This window comes from Corynebacterium sp. 401_CJEI (assembly GCF_001076435.1).
Classification (GTDB): domain Bacteria; phylum Actinomycetota; class Actinomycetes; order Mycobacteriales; family Mycobacteriaceae; genus Corynebacterium; species Corynebacterium jeikeium_D.
Genome location: NZ_JVIP01000026.1, coordinates 71,652 through 89,524, shown reverse-complemented (window position 1 = coordinate 89,524; position 17,873 = coordinate 71,652). Strand labels below are relative to the sequence as shown.

Genomic DNA, 17,873 nt, shown 5'->3' with positions numbered 1-17,873 from the left:
GCAATGACCGCCTGACCCTACCGGCTTGAAAGTGTCATAAACTCGCACAGTTTCACATTTGCAGCCTGTACTTTTTGTTCATAACCCCTCATTCGAACCGTTATCACCTGAAGAAGAAAAGGCGACCTACACCACTGGTGTAGGTCGCCGCTAGGTCAAAACCGGTCAGACCCGGCCACTACCCCGCTAGTCCGCTACTTCACTACTCCACTACTGCCACGAGCTCTGCACCGAGCTCCTTGGCTTCCTCCGGGGACAGTTCCACCACCAGGCGCCCACCACCATCTGCGGGGACGCGCATTACAATCTTCTTGCCCTCTTTAACTGCCTCCAGCGGACCATCACCGGTACGCGGCTTCATTGCTGCCATGTGAACTCCTTCGTTCTAAGACAATGTCGATGCAGGAGACGACCAGCCACCCCAGCTCGGCTGTGGTAGCCAGGAGATTGACAATCCCGGTTCAAGACCTCGGTCTAAGACCCCGGCTCAAGATCCCGGTTTAGAATCCCTGTCGGCATTTTCGACTACTTCTCTTCATCATAGTCCTTTGTTTCACGCAGCGGCATGGGTGAAGCGCCTCAAACTACGCCCCTTACACCAGCCCACGCACCGGATGCAGTGGCGCAAAATCACCGGAAATAGCCAGAGTCATACGGCAAACATCAAGAGTTTCGGACACCTGATGCGAACGGAACACCGCAACACCGGCAGCTGCCGCATGGGCGGTCGCAGCCAAGGTGCCGGGCACACGCTGCTCGACCGGGCGGTCCAAAGTCTCACCGACGAAGTCCTTATTCGACAGCGCCATGAGCACCGGCCAGCCTGTAGCCACGAGCTCATTGCAGCGCCGCAGAAGCTCGAGGCCGTGGTAGGTGTTCTTGCCAAAGTCGTGGGTGGGATCGATGAGGATGCGGTCCTCCGGCACGCCAGCGTCCACTGCCCTCTGGGCGAGCTTGCCGGTTTCTGAGATGACATCGTCCACGACGTCGTCGTAACGCACGCGAACCGGATTGGTGCGTGGCAGTGCTCCACCGGTGTGCGAGCAGACGTAACCCATCCCGTGGGCGCCAGCGACTTCCAGCAGCTCCGGGTCATGGCCTGCCCAAGTGTCGTTGATGAGGTTGGCGCCAGCTTTGATGGCGGCTTCCCCGACTTCGGCGCGCCAGGTGTCGACGCTAATGTGCAGGTCAGGATAGCGCTCGCGAACCTTCGCGATGGTCGGCACCACGCGCTCAATTTCCTCGGCAACAGTTACTTCCGCACCGATACCGGCCTTGACGCCGCCGATGTCAACAATGCCTGCGCCTGCCGCAACAACTTCGTCCACGCGAGCAAGCGCGGCCTCCTCCGCAGCCGTTGCGCCACGGTCATAGAAGGAATCCGGGGTGCGATTGACGATAGCCATCACCGTCGGCACCGCGGAGTCCTGATAAAAACTCCGCACAGCGTCTTACCTCTCGCTGAAGCGACGGACTCGGCGGAGCTTTTCGGGAACGTCGGGGGTCGGCTCACACTCTTCCATCAGCTTTTCGTGCGCGGCCTCGATGTACTCGACCGCTTCTTCAATGGAGTCGGTGACCAGGAAAAGGTCCATATCAGTCGGAGAAATCAGCTCCATGGCCACCAGTTTCTCGCGCATCCAATCAACCAGCCCCGACCAGAACTCGGTGCCCAGCAGCACGATTGGGTGATTTTCCACCTTCTCGGTCTGCACCATCACCAGTGACTCAAAGAGTTCATCGAGCGTGCCGAAACCACCCGGCAGACAAATAAACGCCTGCGAGTACTTCAGGAACATGGTCTTGCGCACGAAGAAGTAGCGGAAGTTCATGCCCAGGTCGACCCAGTCATTCAAGTGCTGCTCGTGCGGCAGCTCAATGCCCAGCCCAATGGACAGGCCGTCGGCGTCGTAGCAGCCGCGGTTGGCGGCTTCCATGATGCCCGGGCCGCCACCAGTGATGGTCGCGTAACCCGCCTCCGCCAGCGCCTTGCCCAGGTCGAAGCCCCACTGGTAGTAAGGGCTGTCCTCTGGCAGACGTGCCGAACCATATACCGTCACCGCCGGCGGGATTTCCGCCAACGCACCAAAGCCGTCAACGAACTCCGACTGAATGCGCAGCACACGCCAGGTATCGTTGTGCAGCCAGTCCGTGTTCGGATTGTGTGACAACAGCCTGCGGTCGGTCGTAGACGCCTGCGGTTCGCCCGCCTGTCGGATCGCGATTGGGCCGCGGAGTGCACGGCGCTTAGCTGGGGACGGAGTACGTACAGGTTTCATAACCTCACAATGTATGCCAGCAATGACATACGCGCACCCGCTCGGCGAGGGCGGGGTGTGATTCTAGGCTCACTCAGCCACCGGCGCGGTGGTCAAGTACCGCCGCAAATCCTCCCACAGTGCCGTTATGCACTCGACCGGAATCTGCTCATCCTTCTTGTGGCAGTACGCCGGGTCACCCGGGCCAAAGTTCACCGCAGGGATGCCGAGCGCCGAAAAACGCGCCACATCGGTCCACCCAAACTTGGGCTTTACGACGTCGCCTGCGACCGCAACCAGCTCCTTCGCAGCCGCCGCATGCAGTCCAGGCAGCGCCCCAGGGCTCACATCCTCGACATTGACGGTGAGGTCCTCGGCCGCAAACTCGTCGAGTCCCAGCACCTCTCGGAAGTGCGCCATGGCCTCATCGGCGCTGCGGTTGGGCGCGAATCGGAAGTTGACTCGCAGCACCGCCTCGTCGGGAAGCGTATTGGTAGCAACCCCGGCTTCCAGCCAGACGACGTTGAGCCCTTCGCGGTAGGCCAACCCGTCAATGTCCACAGTCTGCGGTTCATAGGCGGCAATGCGTGACAGCACCGGCGCTAACTTGTGCACGGCATTGTCGCCGAGCCACGCCCGAGCCGAGTGCGCACGTGTGCCGTGAGCGGTCAAACGCAGGCGAATAGAGCCCTGGCAACCGGCTTCGATGACATTGCCGCTGGGCTCGCCCAGCAGAGCGACATCGCCAGTCAGAAGCTCCGGATGCGACTCACTCAAGTGCCGCAACCCGTTGAACTCCGCGGCGATCTCTTCGCATTCGTACATGATGAGCGTCAGGTCGCGCTGCAGCTCCTGGCTTGCCGCTAGCGTCGCAAAAGCATGCAGATAGACCGCGTCCCCGCTTTTCATATCCACAGTTCCGCAGCCAAAGAGCGTGTCTCTTCCCTGCGCGTCTACCCCACGCGTCGAAGGCACATTGTCCGCAGTCGGCACCGTATCCAGGTGTCCGGCCAGAATCACACGCTGCGGCAATCCACGATGAGTCCGTGCAATCACGTTGTTATCGATGCGCAGGACCTCAATCGACTCATCTGCCTGCGCGACCTCACGCAATGCCACCTCGACGGCATCCGCAATCGCGGTCTCATTGTGGGACACCGATTCGATGTCCACCAGTGCCGCCGTGAGGTCTACAGGATCTTGGAGCAGATTTAACTTCGATTTCACATCAATTAAGCGTACAAACCATTGTGCGCCAGCGAAACCAGAATTTTGTGATGAATATGCGCCGCACGACCATTGATCGCATCCCCATTGGCAGGCGCGCCACCGCCGAGGAACAGCGCCAGCTCATGCGGTTCGGCGGAGGTCACACCAATTCTCCCCTCCGCCGGACGCTTAAGCCCATCAGCCACCTCAAAGACCAGGGTTTTCGCTCCTTCCGGGAGAGTTTGAGCAATGATTTCCTCCGGAGTTTCGCTTGCCGACGACCCCAGCGCCCGCTCCTCCCCCGCATTATCGGTCACCTCTCCGTTGCCGCTTTCTTCCTCGACAACCCCCGCGCCGGGTCCATAGACCACAGCCACACGGGAGCCATAGACCGCAATCACCGGACGCAGCTCATTCGTGCTGACAATCACTGTAGAACCGGCCAACGGCTTGCAGACGGCCGCGACAATCTTGGCCGTTGCATGTGGCAGCTGCACTGGAGTGGGATCGATGTCTCGTCGATAAGCAGGACGAAGTGTTTCGGCGACATCGCCCAGCTCATCGCGCTCCCACATCGGCAGGGCGTCGATGCGTGCCTGCTGATCGCGGTTCTTGCGCTCCAGCAGAAGACGGGCGATCATGCCACCACCGAGCCCCACTGCGATGGCAACTGCGATAACCAGCACAAGACGGTTCGGCGCGATGAGCGCAACCACTGCGGCGATAGCCACACCGACTGCGCCAATTGGCATTGCTCGCGGCGGCAAAACGAAACCAAAGAAGCTGGCTACGGCGAGAATCCAAGCACTCAGCAGTGCGAATCCCACGTAGAAGACCACCGGCAGGGCCAGGACGAAGCCGAGTCCGAGCACACTGACAGCAATGATGAGGCTAACTAAGAACCACTGCTTCATTTTCTGTGTGCTTTCAAGGCCAGCTAGGGGCATAGTTCATCCTTCCGCGAAGATTCCTTAAAGGGATACTAATATTAAGAATCATGATTACATCTGGTGCTGTCGCTACGGGAATCGCCAACATCGCAATGGACGGTACAGTTCTCGATACTTGGTTTCCCGCACCTCAGTTAAGCGATGAGGTCGTAGAGTCGAGCACTCACCGGCTCGGCGCCGCTGATTTGACCCCGCAGCTGCTTCGTCAGGTGATTTTGGACGAGGATCGCCGCGTGGAGCAGGTGGCAGTGCGCACGTCTATTGAGGATTTGTCCAAGCCGGCTGTCGACCCGCACGATGCCTACCTGCGCCTGCATTTGCTCTCCCACCGCCTGGTTAAGCCGCACCAGCTAAACACCAAGGGCCTCTACGAGTTGCTCCATGTTGTGGCGTGGACCAACAAGGGGCCATGTCTGCCGGACAACTTCGAGCAACTGCGTACCCACTTGCGCGTCCGTGGCCTGATTCACGTCTACGCCATCGACCGCATGCCGCGCATGGTCGACTATGTGCTGCCCGCCGGTGTCCGCATTGCAGAGGCCGAGCGCGTGCGGTTGGGCGCTTATCTTGCACCGGGTACGTCCGTACTGCGCGAGGGATTTGTCTCGCTGAATTCGGGCACTCTGGGCCCATGCAAGATTGAGGGACGTCTATCCTCCGGTGTCGTCATTGGCGCGCACACAAAGGTGGGGCTGTCGGCCTCCATCATTGCCGCTCATGACGATTCCGGTCAGCGTAAGCCGCTCACGGTTGGCGAGCGCTGCCACATCGATATCGCGGCCGGCACCGTCGGCGTCAGCCTCGGTAATGACTGCATTATTGACCGAAGCATCCTCATTGCCCCCGATACGCCCATCGATGTCCCCGCGGAGAACCGCCGTATTCAGGCATGGGAAATTTCGGGCCGCGACAACATGCACTTCTACCATCACCCGGACCACTCGGCGGTGTGCGTCCGCCGCACGGAACGCCCGGGCAATGACGAAGGTGCCGCTGCTTTCGCTCAGCTTGCCGACGTGCCGGATGAGCTGGCCGGATAACCTACTTTCGGTGCTCGTGAAGGCACATTAGTTGACCCCAAAACGGTGAATGGGGGTAAACCCGTAATACGGTTATTGCCCCTGTTATCAGCGAGGTAATGTTTGCGACATGACCGAATCGCAAATTACCTCCACCTCCGGCGAGACAGCTCAGCTGGGCAAGGGGCTGCAGGTTCGACACCTGACCATGATGGGTCTTGGCTCCGCAATCGGTGCCGGTCTTTTCCTTGGTACGGGCGTCGGCATTAAGGCAGCTGGCCCGGGTGTTCTAGTTTCCTATGTCATCGCTGGCTTCATTGTCGTCCTCGTCATGCAGATGCTCGGCGAGATGGCCGCTGCCCGCCCGACACCGGGTAGCTTCTCCACCTATGCCGAGATGGCCTTTGGTTCCTCGGCTGGCTTTGTCCTCGGCTGGCTCTACTGGTTCATGCTCATCATGGTGCTCGGCGCTGAAATTACCGGTGCCGGTGCCATCATGGGTGCGTGGTTCGGTATTCCGGGCTGGATTCCAGGCCTGATCTGTGTTGTCTTCTTCGCTGTAGTGAATTTGGCGAATGTGCGCGGTTTCGGCGAGTTCGAGTTCTGGTTCGCGTTCATCAAGGTCGCGGTGATTATCGCGTTCCTGGTCATTGGCGTTCTTCTTTTCTTCGGTCTGCTGCCAGGCACCAGCTTCGTCGGTACGACGCATATTGCCGAGTCCGGATTCCTCCCGAATGGCGTGTCCGGCATTGCCGCTGGTCTGTTGGCCGTGGCCTTCGCCTTCGGCGGTATCGAGATTGTCACAATTGCCGCTGCTGAGGCTGAAGATCCGCAGCGCTCCATCGCTGCTGCTGTCCGCTCGGTAATCTTCCGCATCTCTGTGTTCTACCTGGGCTGCGTGACCGTCATCATCCTGCTGTTGCCGTACTCCCAGATTGACGGCGCTGACTCCGCAGCTGAGTCGCCGTTCACCCAGGTTCTGAAGCAGGCGAACATTCCGGGTGCCGTTGGCTTCATGGAGGCCATTATCGTTCTGGCGCTGCTGTCCGCGTTCAACGCTCAGATTTACGCAACCTCTCGCCTGGTCTACTCGATGTCCACCCGCGGTGAGGCACCGCGCTTCTTCGCCCACACCAATGAGGGCGCAGTTCCGAACCGTGCGGTCATCATGTCGATGGTCTTCGCCTTCGTCTCCGTTGGCCTGCAGGTTGTCTTCGACGGCTCGAGTGTCCTGGTCTTCCTGCTGAACGCTGTCGGCGGCTGCTTGCTGGTGATCTGGCTGGTCATCGCCCTGTCCGAGATTAAGCTGCGCCCGCAGATGGAGGCCAACAACGAGCTTTCCGTTCGCATGTGGGCCTACCCGGCACTGTCCTGGGTAGCGGTCATCCTGATCCTGGGCCTCGCTGTTGGCATGCTCACCGATCCTGGTGCTCGCCAGCAGGTTATCGCCGTTGTGTGTGTCACTGCGTTCCTTGCCGTGCTCGCTGCACTGACTAAGAAGAGCCGCACCGCGGCCCGCGAGGCTCTCGAGTCCAGCGAAAGCAACTAGCCCATGACAATTAATTGCAGGGTCTAACCACCCTGCTACCCCTATCCGAACACTTCCTTGCTACACATTTGCGGAGCACTTTTCATAGATAGGGATATGCCGGTAGCCTGTTTTCCATGAAATTTGGAGCACAAGCTACCGGCATTGCCACTTTTAACAACGATACTGTTCTCGACGTCTGGTTCCCCGCCCCCAAGCTCATCGAAGAGGGCGTGGCAACCTCCACCACGACCGGAACCATCGACGCCGACGCACTGCCCGAAGATTTCACCTACCTCGCAGATCTGGCCGTAGCCGATGCGGACCGCGGCACCACCCGCCGTCTGGTCACAGCTACCATCGCTTCACTCGATGACGCACCAGTCGACACCATCGATGCCTACCTGCGTCTCCATCTGCTGTCCCACCGCCTGGCCGCCCCCAACAGCATCAACCTGGACGGCATCTTCGGCAAGCTCAACAATGTGGTGTGGACGAATTTTGGCCCCTGTGCTGTCGAAGGCTTCGAGGTAACCCGAGCCAAGCTGTCGCGCCGCGGGCCTGTCACCGTCTACTCCATCGATAAATTCCCCCGCATGGTCGACTACGTCACTCCCACCGGAGTCCGCATCGGTGACGCTGACCGCGTGCGCCTTGGAGCCCATCTCGCAGAGGGCACCACAGTCATGCACGAGGGCTTCGTCAACTTCAACGCAGGCACGCTTGGACACTCCATGGTGGAAGGCCGTATCTCTCAGGGGGTCGTCGTCGACGACGGCTCCGATATCGGCGGTGGTGCGTCCATCATGGGCACACTATCCGGTGGAGGTAAGGAAGTTGTGTCCGTCGGCAAGCGATGCCTACTCGGTGCGAACGCTGGACTCGGAATCTCGCTCGGCGATGACTGCGTACTCGAAGCCGGGCTCTACATCACTGCCGGCACCAAGTGCCTCGTTGCCCTAGACGGTGTGAAGAAGACGCTCAAGGCCCGCGAGCTCTCGGGCGGATCGAATATGCTCTTCCGCCGCAACTCGCTCTCTGGTGCAGTCGAGGTTGTGCCGTGGGCTGCCGAAAAGGTGAAGCTCAGCGCGGAGCTGCACGCTAACTAAGGGGTGGTCGGCACGTCTGCCGGGGCCGCGATATTCCGCGCGCTCCGGTAGGTACGTCGCTCACCAGTGACGGGGTCGACAAAGGCCAGCGCGGTTGCCGTCAATCGCAGCTGCGGCGTGTACTTTGGCGCGCTGCCCGCGCTTGCCGACGGCCCCTGCGCCCCCGCTTTCCGGCCATAGGTGTCCTCACCGAGAATGGGATAGCCTAGCCAGTCCATCGTCGCCCGCAGCTGATGCGTGCGGCCCGTATGGGGCTGTAGCCGCCAGCGCCCCACCTGCATGCGACTCCCGCAATGCCCACAACCACAGCCGACTGCGTGCAGCGGAATGCTGGTGCTGGTCGCACCACCGCCATGGCTGTTCGCCAGCACATCGCCGATGTCCGCGGCTACTCGGCCGAGGAAGGTCACGGTTGTGCGTGCGAGCTTGAACTTGGGATTCTTCGCGGCAGCGCGAGCGAAATCGTCGGTCTCCACGACTTTTACTCCGCGCCCCGCCGGGTTGGGATCGAGCAGAAGCGTGACATCCCTGGTTTCCCCCACATGCCAATCATCGGGCATCACGGTGAGGCATTCGTATTCTTTGGTGATTTCCTGGTTTTGGAAAAGCTGCTGGTAGCGCGCACGGGTAGCCGGATTCCGGGAAAGCAACAGCAGCCCACTGGTCAGAAAATCCAGGCGGTGAACGGCCACTATCTCCGGTTCCTCGAGACTACGTCGCAGTCGCTCCTGCACGGTATTGGCCACGATGCGGCCGTTGGGAGTCGCCGGCAGAAAAGGTGGCTTGTCTACGACCAGAAACTCATCGGTGTCGGCCACAATTGCCGGCTCAAAGGGGATGTACTCCTCGCACTCGTGAGCGGCGGCATCGACTTGCGCAGTCTTACGGTTCTTCTCGAGGCCCCACCACGCATCTCGGTTGCCTGCGGCACGTCCCACGGCACACTCCCTTTTTTATGATTTGGTCTATGCCGATGTCGGCACCGTTTGCAGCATTCGGCCTGCTAGAGCCAGCACATCTGGCCGGGGCTAGCCGCGAATACGCGCCGCCGCCACTTCGATGTCGCTGAGCGTCGCTGTGAGCCCCACCCGTACGTGCTGCGCACCCTTGGGCCCGTAGAAGCTACCCGGTGCGACCAGGATGCCGCGTTCAGCCAGCCAATCAACCGTCTGCCAGCAGTCTTCCCCGCGAGTAGCCCACAGATAGAGCCCGCCCTCGGAGTCATCGATACGAAAACCTGCGGCTACCAGTGCATCATGCAGAATCTCACGGCGGTCACTGTAGCGCTGCTTTTGTTCAGCCTCGTGGGAGTCGTCGTTAAGCGCGGCGATCGTGGCGTGCTGGATGGGTCCCGGCATCATCAGCCCCATGTGACGGCGCACGGAAACCAGCTCGGCAATGAGGTCCGCGTCGCCGGCGAACCAGCCGGTGCGGTACGACGCCATGTTCGACGTCTTGGACAGCGAGTGGATAGCCAGCAGGTTGGTGAAATCACCGTCGCACACTCGCGGGTCGAGAATACTGACTGGCTGTTCAGTCCAGCCGAGCCCCAGGTAGCACTCGTCAGAAGCGACGATGACGTCCCGAGCACGAGCCCACTCAACCACCTTGCGCAGGTGTTCAATACCGAGGACCTTGCCGTTGGGGTTGCCCGGGGAATTGATGAACATCAGCGTCGGCGAGGCGGGACCGATTTGCGTCAGCGAGTCCGCACGCAGCAGCTCAGCGCCTGCGATGCGAACGCCGACCTCGTAGGTGGGATATGCCAGCTCGGGGATGACGACGGTATGCCCCGCGCCTACGCCGAGGAGGAAGGGAAGCCAGCCAATCGCTTCCTTGGTGCCGATGACCGGAAGCACATTGCCGCCGTTGACCGCTGACTCCAGTCCCGTCACGCCGTAGCGCCGCGCCATCGCTGCAACAATCGCAGCGCGTAGCTCAGGCGTGCCGACGGTCTGAGGGTAACCCGGTGCGGCAGCACCTTCGGTAAGGCCCTTCCGGATTATCGGAGCGACTTCATCGACTGGTGTGCCGACCGAGAGATTGACCATGCCCTCTTCATGCGCAGCCGCAGTGGCTTTCGCCTGCGTGAGAGAATCCCACGGAAACTGAGGCAAAAGAGAACCGGGAGTTACGCGCTTACGGGCAGCTGACATGGGCGGTGATGAAATCCTTCCCGGGAAAAGAAATAGGTTTAGTCCTCTGTGGTTTTAGTCTTCTGCCTGCGGCGGCAGAGCTGCCACGAATGGCACATCGAAGTCCTGGGGGCCGAGCTTGGCGGCACCGCCCGGGGAACCCAGCTCATCGAACCAGTCGACATTGGCATCGATGAATTCAACCCACTCATCCGGAACATCGTCCTCGTAGAAGATGGCCTCGACTGGGCAGACCGGTTCACAAGCGCCGCAGTCCACGCACTCATCAGGATGAATGTAGAGCATGCGCTTGCCCTCGTAAATACAGTCAACCGGGCACTCTTCAACACAGGCACGGTCGAGGACGTCAACACATGGCTGGGCAATGATGTAAGTCATGGTTTTAGGTTTAAGAACCTTTCTCACAAGATATGGGATGAGGCTTTCGCTATCTGTCGATTATGCCGTTCCGACGAGAAACAGAGCAAAATAGACAGAGCGGTATATTCAGATTGGAGTCTACACCTAACGTAGGTGTTGTTTTCAACTGGCTCCAGAAAGGGCCACATTGATGCGGGCCTGCCCTGCAGCAATTCCTCACCGTCTCCTGCAGTATCCGCTGCAGTTTTCGCTAGAGTGCCCGCAGATGGCGCAGTGGCCAGGCACCGCCCAGCACACCGCAAACAAGCAGCAGCACTGTTCGCAACCACTGCCCCATTGCCAAGTCCCCACCGAAGGGCAGCACTGCCCACAGCAGAATGCCTGCAAAGCCCAGCACCCAGATGACAGTCGGAATTGCAGCTTTGGAGCGATCGCGTGTCCACAGCAACGCTGTGTTGGTGATAATCAGATTGGCAATATAGGCCAGCGGAATGGTCCACGGCAACGGAATAGCAACCGAGCCGATGGTAATCCACGCTCCGAGGAAAACTACTTCAATCACCAACGCTGCCAACGCAGCCAGCGACAGCCAGACTAGCGCTACTGTGACCTCCCCCTGATGGAAGTTCTCGCGTGGCTGCGAACGTTCCGGGTCACCCCAATAGCGCTCATCCCCGAATGTGCGCTTTTCAATACTCAAGCGCTCGTTCTTCAACTTTCCGCCAGCAGCGTTAATCAAGTCTTCGCTTTCGTGAGGCTGAGGGTTACTCATCGTCCGCACTCCCCTCCGCTTCCAGATCCACGCTCGGTACAGAGTCGACGCTCGCTACCGGCTCTGGCAGTAATTGGATATTCACCAGCTCCCCCAGCTCTTCCAGGGACGCAGCGGTCGCCGTACCAAAACGGTATGCCTCAGTCGGTGTCACCGGCTGACACAGCAAATTGGAAAACGCCCAGACGGCTCGCGCACGACCAGAGCCGTCGGTCTGCCCATAGACAGCATCAGGATTGACCTCGCTAACGGAACCATCGGCGAACCACACTTGTGTCGCATGCGCGCGCATGGCCTCAACCTTGGCAGCCACAGCGGCATCATCCAGCTGAACCTCGAAACGGCCGGTCACGGTAGCGAAGTCGTCGACATCGCATGCCTGCCAGCTCTCCGGCACCACGGTAATGGCATCCAGCCCCGCCACCATTGCCTCACGATCGGTGACCGCCCACAGCGTCGGAAAGCGATTTCCGCACGCCGCGACAGTGATATCGTGTGCGCGAATGTGGTCCGGGTGCCCATAGCCACCATCGGCATCGTAGGTAATGACCAGGTCTGGCTGCAGCTCATCGAGGATGGTGCGAAGCTGGGCTACCGCCTCATCACCTGAGTTCATGAACGCACGGGGATGCTCATTACCCTTGTCCCCTGCCATACCGGAATCACGCCAACGCCCGGCACCACCGAGGAAACGTGGCGCATTGTCTGGGCTATTGGCCCCCAGCGCACGCAGCGCCGAGCGCAACTCGGCGACGCGGAAACCGCCCAACTGGTCAGCTTCATCAGCAACTAGCCCCTGGTACGGCGCGCCGATGACCTCTCCCAGCTCGCCCATCGTGCAGGTCACTACGCTTACCGACGCTCCGGAGCGCGCGGCAGCCGCAATCAAACCACCTGTCCAAATGGACTCGTCATCTGGATGTGCGTGAACAAAAAGTAACTTCACGGGCTTTCTTACTTCCCCTTGTTCTCCTGGCCGGCGTTATCGCGGACTTCTTGGTTCTGACCCGAACCGTCCTGCTCAGTATCTTCGCGCGGATTATCTCCCGGTTGAGAATTCTCCGACGATTCTCGAGTCCCGCTTTGCGTCGCGACTCGGCGAATCTCACCCAGAACACCGAGGCGGCCCAACACTGGGTCATCAGTCCACTGCGAAGAGTCCTTCCGCCCGGTAATTGTAATTTCCGGGCTGACGACCGTCAGCAAGCCGTCTTTCACCAAGGTCAGCTCGATACTGTGGCCAGCAATGATATCGGCGAGTTCAGCGGGCAACGCAGAACTGTCGGGAGCGAGCAGCTCATCAACCTGCGAGTCACAAAGGCCGGAAAGATTCTCGCTCCGAGCAGCCGATTTCGGAGCGACAGGTACTCCATTTAGGTCAGCCGGCTCCGCTGAGGTAGAAGATTTGGACCGTTCAGACGGTGTTGTCCCGTCCAGCGAGCTCTCCTCTTCAGCACTCTTTTCCCGATCTCCACTTGGCGCGGGCTTTGTCGAACTGTCAACGCCCTCAGACTCAGACTCGGATTCTGACTCAGACTCGGTAGCCGACTCTGCGCCTGCTTCATCCAAGTCCTTCGGCGGTAGCGAACTGATCGAGCCTTCCGTACACGCATAGCGTTCCCGGGCCGCCTGGACGGAATTGGGCTGCTCTGCCCATGCCACCACGGCATCGACGGTTCCGTAGGGCAACGAAGACCGCAGCATGTCCGCCGGAGAATACGAAACAACGGTGGCGGGGATACCAGCTGCAGTCAACTGGTCAGCGACCGCAAAAGCCGCAGCGCGTGCCGCTATACCGTCGCTAATGATGCCGATTCGTAGCGGATTGTCCTCAGTAAAACCGGCCTGTGGCGCCTCGGATTTCTCCTGTTCACCACCGTCACCAGAACCACCCGCGATTCGGCGTCCGGTGGCCACCTCTGAGACCTGTGCAACGTTGATGGTGCGCAGAATGGCCCGGCGGACGGACTCGTCGGCAAGCCTGCTCGACGCGAGGTTGGTACTGAAAACCAGTTCCCGGTTGGGCTCATGGAAGAACTCAGCAACACCGGGGACCAGACCGTACGTCAGCTCAGAGGTCTCCGTCGGACGGACCTGCACGGCCTGGATCTGCCTCGACCGCAGTTGCTCCGCACCATCGATGGCACTACGCATGGCACGCAGCGTAATAACCTCCGAGGCTGCTGGCTGCTCACCCCAGTAGCGGTCATTTCGAACCAGTCGAATGATGTTGCGGCCGACATCCATCGACTCGACGGTGTACTGCCCACCGGAGGCCGGGAAACGGCTGGCCAGCCCCTCGGAAAAACCATCAGTGTTCGACCGCATCAAATGCGCTGGCAAGAGATGTGCAAACAGGCGCTGCCAATGCGTAATCGGCTGAGTGAACGTCACATCAATCTGACGGCCACCGTCGGAGACATCAATGGATTTAATCAGCTCATAAGTCGCCGTATCCAGCGATCCTGGCGTGGACGTGACTTGGGAAAACAGGTAGCGGAAGTCCTCGCCACTGATTGGCGTACCATCGCTCCACTGCGCCCCTTTTCGAATGCGGTAGCGGACATGCTCTGCCGCTACCGTCGGATCCGTGATGTCAACATCGGCCGCTTTCCCGTTTCCAGCTCCGTTTCTGGCGTCACCGTCTTTGCTGTCATCACTCTCGATGACCTGCACGGAATCCAGCAAGTCGGAGTTGAGCAGCCACTGGGGAGCTCCTGCCGAGCGAGCATTGGCAGCGTTATCCACCACTCCGGGAGCTTGCGCGGAGGCACTAGCGTCACCAGCCTCGCCCTCTACCGGCGCAGGGGTGAAAACACTAGGCAGTGTCAGTCGCGCTACCAGGCTGGTCACCGGGGAGACGTCGGCAAGCAAATGCGGATTGAAGCCTTCGACAAACTCGTCGACACCGACCGTGACTTCACGCATCTTTTTGGCCTGGTCAGCGGTGTCTTCCTGTTGCACCGGCGCTTCCTGCTGCCCGGGCACAGTCGGAGCGTCCGACGGGCGAGCCATGCACGAAGACGCCAAAGCCGCCGTCACGCAGAGTGTCGATGCTACGAAAAATCGACGAGAAGCTGCGTGACGACGGCTGCGAATAAACATATTCACGAGATTACTCGACACCTGGTCGAGTCAGTTACCCCGAGACTGGTTTTTCAGGTGGTCCAGTCCCCTAGCAACCCGAATTACTTCTTATTCATGGCCTTCGCGCGGGAACGAGCGCGAGCGCGATCGGTAGCGCTGAGGATCTGCTTGCGTACGCGGATACCCTCCGGGGTGACCTCAACACATTCGTCAGCGCCACAGAACTCCATAGCCTCATCGAGGGAAAGCTTGTGCGCCTTCTCCAGAGTCACGGTCGCATCAGCCGAGGCTGCGCGCATATTGGTCAGCTTCTTTTCCTTGGTGATGTTGATGTCCATGTCCTCATCACGCGGATTCTGGCCAACGACCATGCCCTCGTAAGCCTGGTCACCCGGCTCGACGAAGAAGGTGCCGCGGTCAGAAAGCTGGATTAGCGCGTAAGCGGTGATCTGACCAGTACGGTCAGCGACCAACGATCCCGTCGGACGGTCCTTAATCTCGCCTGCCCACTCGCCGTAGCCGGCCGAGTAGTGATTGGCGATACCGGTGCCCTTGGTCTCCGTCATGAAAGTAGTGCGGAAGCCAATCAGACCGCGGGACGGAATGAGGAACTCCATGCGCACCCAACCGGTGCCCTGGTTACCCATCTGCTCCATGCGCCCCTTACGAGCCGCCATCAGCTGAGTGACAGCACCCAGGTGCTCTTCAGGAACATCAATGGTCAGGTGCTCGTACGGCTCCTGAACCTTGCCGTCGACGGTCTTGGTAACAACCTGCGGCTTACCGACGGTCAGCTCAAAGCCCTCACGACGCATAGTTTCAACCAGAACGGACAGCGCCATTTCACCACGGCCCTGCACCTCCCAGGCATCCGGGCGCTCGGTCGGCAGCACGCGCAGCGAGACGTTACCAATCAGCTCCTGGTCCAGGCGGGCCTTGACCATACGAGCAGTCAGCTTATCGCCACCACCCTGGCCTGCCAGTGGCGAGGTGTTCACACCGATGGTCATGGAAATAGCCGGCTCATCGACCAGGATGCGCGGCAGCGGGTCCGGGTGCTCGACATCACAGAGAGAGTCACCGATCATGACCTCGTCGATACCGGAGATAGCGGCGATGTCACCTGCAATGGCCTCTTCAGCAGGTACGCGGGTCACGCCGACGGTACGCAGCAGCTCTGCAACCTTCGCGTTCTTGACATGCTCATTGCCCTCGGAATCGTAGTGAATCCACGAAATCTGCTGTCCCTTGCGGATACGGCCCTTGTGGATACGAATCAGACCAATTCGACCAAGGAAGGAGCTGGAGTCCAGGTTGGTCACCTGCGCCTGCAGCGGGGCATCGATCTCAGCGGACGGCTCCGGGAGCACCTCGGTGATGACGCCGAACAGCGGCTGCAGGTTCTCGGACTCCGGCAGGTTGCCGTTACCCGGGTTCTCGGTCGAAGCCTTACCGGCACGACCGGAGGCATAGAGAACCGGCAGCTCAAGGTTGCGCTCAGCGACCTCTGCAGCTTGCGGGTCTTCCAGGGTGGAGGCTAGCTCTAGCAGAAGATCCTGTGCTTCCTCGACAACCTCGTCGATACGTGCATCTGGACGGTCAGTCTTATTGACCACAATAATCACCGGCATGCAGGCAGCAAGCGCCTTGCCCAGGACGAAGCGGGTCTGCGGCAGCGGACCTTCAGAGGAGTCGATCAACAGCACGACGCCGTCAACCATGGACAGTGCGCGCTCCACCTCGCCACCAAAGTCGGCGTGACCAGGGGTGTCAATGACGTTGATGATGAGGTCTTCGCCGTTCTTGCCCTCACCTTTTCGGCGAATAGCGGTGTTCTTCGCCAAGATGGTGATGCCCTTTTCCTTTTCAAGGTCACCAGAGTCCATCACTCGGTCTGCAACTTCTTCGTGGTCGCTGAAAACGCCGGACTGCTCCAGCATGGCGTTCACGAGAGTGGTCTTGCCATGGTCGACGTGTGCGACAATGGCGACATTACGGAACTCGGTATCGCTCACAGGCGGATAGCTCCTAACAAGCTAAGAGGACTAAAAGAAAAAAGATACGGCCTTGCTCTAAAGAACTGTCTTTACGACTGCCTTTAACGCCCCGCATCAACGCGTAATAAAGCGTTCTACAGTGTACTCCTTCTTAATGGCCCTGCACATCTGGCAGAGATTCTCACAACCCCGAGCACCTATCCGTCATGCAAAGTGGCACTGCCACGCCACCCTTAGGGATAAATTACCCCCTTACTGCACCCCCGCTTTACCGACAGCCATAACGGCATATCCGCCAACGCCACAACGCTTCACGACGGCAATCTCTCAGCCCGCCATGTGACACATGTGACCAAATGCCATAGTTGTAACCCCACGGGATAAGACTTGACTTCACCCGCTTACGCGCTGCGAAACACCATTAACCCCACACGCATACATGAAGTCCCAATTTTCACAATCATCTCGTTCTACACCAAAAATCACTCTAATTAACTTGCGACACGCGGGAATCCGTGCGTTAATCCCCTGAGAAGATTCTGAACATTTCTTTTTCAAATCTTTCCAATTCACGTTGGAGTCGTTCTAAGATGAGCAACGATTCCGAAAATTTGATTCCGACTCCAATAGCCCACGAATGAGAGGTTCTTCACCGTGGTTTCGACTGGACGCTCCTTCCTGCGCCGTGCCGCAGCGACCTTGGGTGCAGCTGCAATTCTCACTGCGGGCATGACTCCCGCCGCTTCTGCTTCCCCGTCGCTGGACTCCCTGAACATCGCTTCGCCGAATCTCTACGGCAACGCGCGCGACATCATTAACTCCCCAGGCGTTCCTGAGGAAATTTCCAGCGCACTGAACAAGGGAATTGACTTCCTGACTGGTGAGGGCGAGGGCGAGCCGGGCTTCAAGGTTCCGGAAGGTGCCCCGAAGACCAACCAGTTCCTGCTGCCTACTGTTGCCGACAAGTGCATCGGCGGCGAAGGTCGTTCCTTCGGCCTGGCCACTACCGTTCCGGGCCCGGCAGACCTGCCTCTGCCAGGTGTTCCAGAAAACCAGCTTGGCTTCATTTTCACTGGCCTGGGCACCAAGCAGCTGGCTAAGCAGCAGGACACAGAGATGAATGTCTACTGGGTCAACGTTGCTAACGGCAAGTACGGCAAGACCACCCTGGAGAACAACGGCATCAACGCCGAGAAGGGCCCGGGCGCTGTCAACGGCACCGCTGACACGGGCAAGGGCGTCGTCATCGCTGTCATGCAGGGCGGTATCACCACTCAGGAAGAGCCTGGTCCGACCAACTGCAACTACACCCCGACCGCCGGCGTCTTCCCGGTCGGACTGAACTAAGTTTTTCTAGTTCTCCCCCTAGCCCTTTTTGCATCACGTATGCAGAAAGGGCTTTTCTATGCCCAAAAAGGCAACCCCTAC

16 protein-coding genes are annotated in these 17,873 nt (G+C 59.5%); 4 read left to right on the top strand and 12 right to left on the bottom strand.

Annotated elements, in window-relative coordinates; all coding sequences use genetic code 11:
* Positions 1-202: 202 nt before the first annotated feature.
* The 5 genes from ADM64_RS10690 to ADM64_RS06835 all read right to left on the bottom strand — a co-directional run bounded on the left by ADM64_RS10690 (position 203) and on the right by ADM64_RS06835 (position 4,381).
* Positions 203-370: a DUF3117 domain-containing protein gene (locus ADM64_RS10690; RefSeq protein WP_005509573.1), complete on the bottom strand. Its 168-nt coding sequence runs from the start codon at positions 368-370 to the stop codon at positions 203-205.
* A 223-nt stretch (positions 371-593) separates the two neighbouring features.
* The gene (gene folP, locus ADM64_RS06850; protein ID WP_048732864.1) at positions 594-1,406 is read right to left on the bottom strand and encodes a dihydropteroate synthase; all 813 of its coding nucleotides are present in this window, start codon (positions 1,404-1,406) and stop codon (positions 594-596) included.
* A gap of 45 nt (positions 1,407-1,451) precedes the next feature.
* Entirely contained in the window at positions 1,452-2,279 is an 828-nt protein-coding gene (locus ADM64_RS06845) for a TIGR00730 family Rossman fold protein (protein WP_049193669.1), read from the bottom strand.
* A 69-nt stretch (positions 2,280-2,348) separates the two neighbouring features.
* On the bottom strand, positions 2,349-3,485 hold the full coding sequence (gene dapE / locus ADM64_RS06840) for a succinyl-diaminopimelate desuccinylase (protein ID WP_049193668.1): 1,137 nt from the start codon (positions 3,483-3,485) through the stop codon (positions 2,349-2,351).
* Between the two features lie 5 nt (positions 3,486-3,490).
* Entirely contained in the window at positions 3,491-4,381 is an 891-nt protein-coding gene (locus tag ADM64_RS06835) for a hypothetical protein (protein WP_241486349.1), read from the bottom strand.
* Between the two features lie 83 nt (positions 4,382-4,464).
* Between ADM64_RS06835 and ADM64_RS06830 the strand changes: the two genes are divergently transcribed.
* From ADM64_RS06830 to dapD, 3 genes are all read left to right on the top strand, one after another.
* On the top strand, positions 4,465-5,457 hold the full coding sequence (locus ADM64_RS06830) for a succinyltransferase (RefSeq protein ID WP_049193666.1): 993 nt from the start codon (positions 4,465-4,467) through the stop codon (positions 5,455-5,457).
* 124 nt (positions 5,458-5,581) lie between these two features.
* A complete protein-coding gene (locus tag ADM64_RS06825) occupies positions 5,582-6,985 on the top strand; it encodes an amino acid permease (RefSeq protein WP_275043520.1) in 1,404 nt (467 codons plus the stop codon).
* Positions 6,986-7,101: 116 nt separating this feature from the next.
* Positions 7,102-8,073: a 2,3,4,5-tetrahydropyridine-2,6-dicarboxylate N-succinyltransferase gene (dapD, locus tag ADM64_RS06820; RefSeq protein ID WP_049193664.1), complete on the top strand. Its 972-nt coding sequence runs from the start codon at positions 7,102-7,104 to the stop codon at positions 8,071-8,073.
* Here dapD and ADM64_RS06815 read toward each other — a convergent pair.
* The 7 genes from ADM64_RS06815 to typA all read right to left on the bottom strand — a co-directional run bounded on the left by ADM64_RS06815 (position 8,070) and on the right by typA (position 16,463).
* The gene (locus ADM64_RS06815; RefSeq protein ID WP_049193663.1) at positions 8,070-9,011 is read right to left on the bottom strand and encodes a pseudouridine synthase; all 942 of its coding nucleotides are present in this window, start codon (positions 9,009-9,011) and stop codon (positions 8,070-8,072) included. The two genes, dapD and ADM64_RS06815, sit on opposite strands and share 4 nt — an antisense overlap.
* A gap of 90 nt (positions 9,012-9,101) precedes the next feature.
* Complete coding sequence (dapC, locus tag ADM64_RS06810) at positions 9,102-10,229, bottom strand: succinyldiaminopimelate transaminase (RefSeq protein WP_049193662.1); 1,128 nt, start codon at positions 10,227-10,229, stop codon at positions 9,102-9,104.
* A gap of 54 nt (positions 10,230-10,283) precedes the next feature.
* Positions 10,284-10,607 (bottom strand): ferredoxin, encoded by a 324-nt coding sequence (gene fdxA, locus ADM64_RS06805; protein WP_005509435.1) that lies wholly within the window; start codon positions 10,605-10,607, stop codon positions 10,284-10,286.
* A gap of 232 nt (positions 10,608-10,839) precedes the next feature.
* The gene (locus tag ADM64_RS06800; RefSeq protein WP_016422392.1) at positions 10,840-11,361 is read right to left on the bottom strand and encodes a hypothetical protein; all 522 of its coding nucleotides are present in this window, start codon (positions 11,359-11,361) and stop codon (positions 10,840-10,842) included.
* On the bottom strand, positions 11,354-12,307 hold the full coding sequence (mshB, locus tag ADM64_RS06795) for an N-acetyl-1-D-myo-inositol-2-amino-2-deoxy-alpha-D-glucopyranoside deacetylase (RefSeq protein ID WP_049193660.1): 954 nt from the start codon (positions 12,305-12,307) through the stop codon (positions 11,354-11,356). The genes ADM64_RS06800 and mshB overlap by 8 nt, the downstream gene beginning before the upstream one ends.
* Positions 12,308-12,315: 8 nt before the next feature.
* On the bottom strand, positions 12,316-14,466 hold the full coding sequence (locus ADM64_RS06790) for an ABC transporter family substrate-binding protein (RefSeq protein ID WP_049193658.1): 2,151 nt from the start codon (positions 14,464-14,466) through the stop codon (positions 12,316-12,318).
* Positions 14,467-14,549: 83 nt separating this feature from the next.
* On the bottom strand, positions 14,550-16,463 hold the full coding sequence (gene typA / locus ADM64_RS06785) for a translational GTPase TypA (protein ID WP_049193656.1): 1,914 nt from the start codon (positions 16,461-16,463) through the stop codon (positions 14,550-14,552).
* Positions 16,464-17,099: 636 nt separating this feature from the next.
* Between typA and ADM64_RS06780 the strand changes: the two genes are divergently transcribed.
* Entirely contained in the window at positions 17,100-17,792 is a 693-nt protein-coding gene (locus ADM64_RS06780) for a hypothetical protein (RefSeq protein WP_049193655.1), read from the top strand.
* The last annotated feature ends 81 nt before the right edge of the window (positions 17,793-17,873 follow it).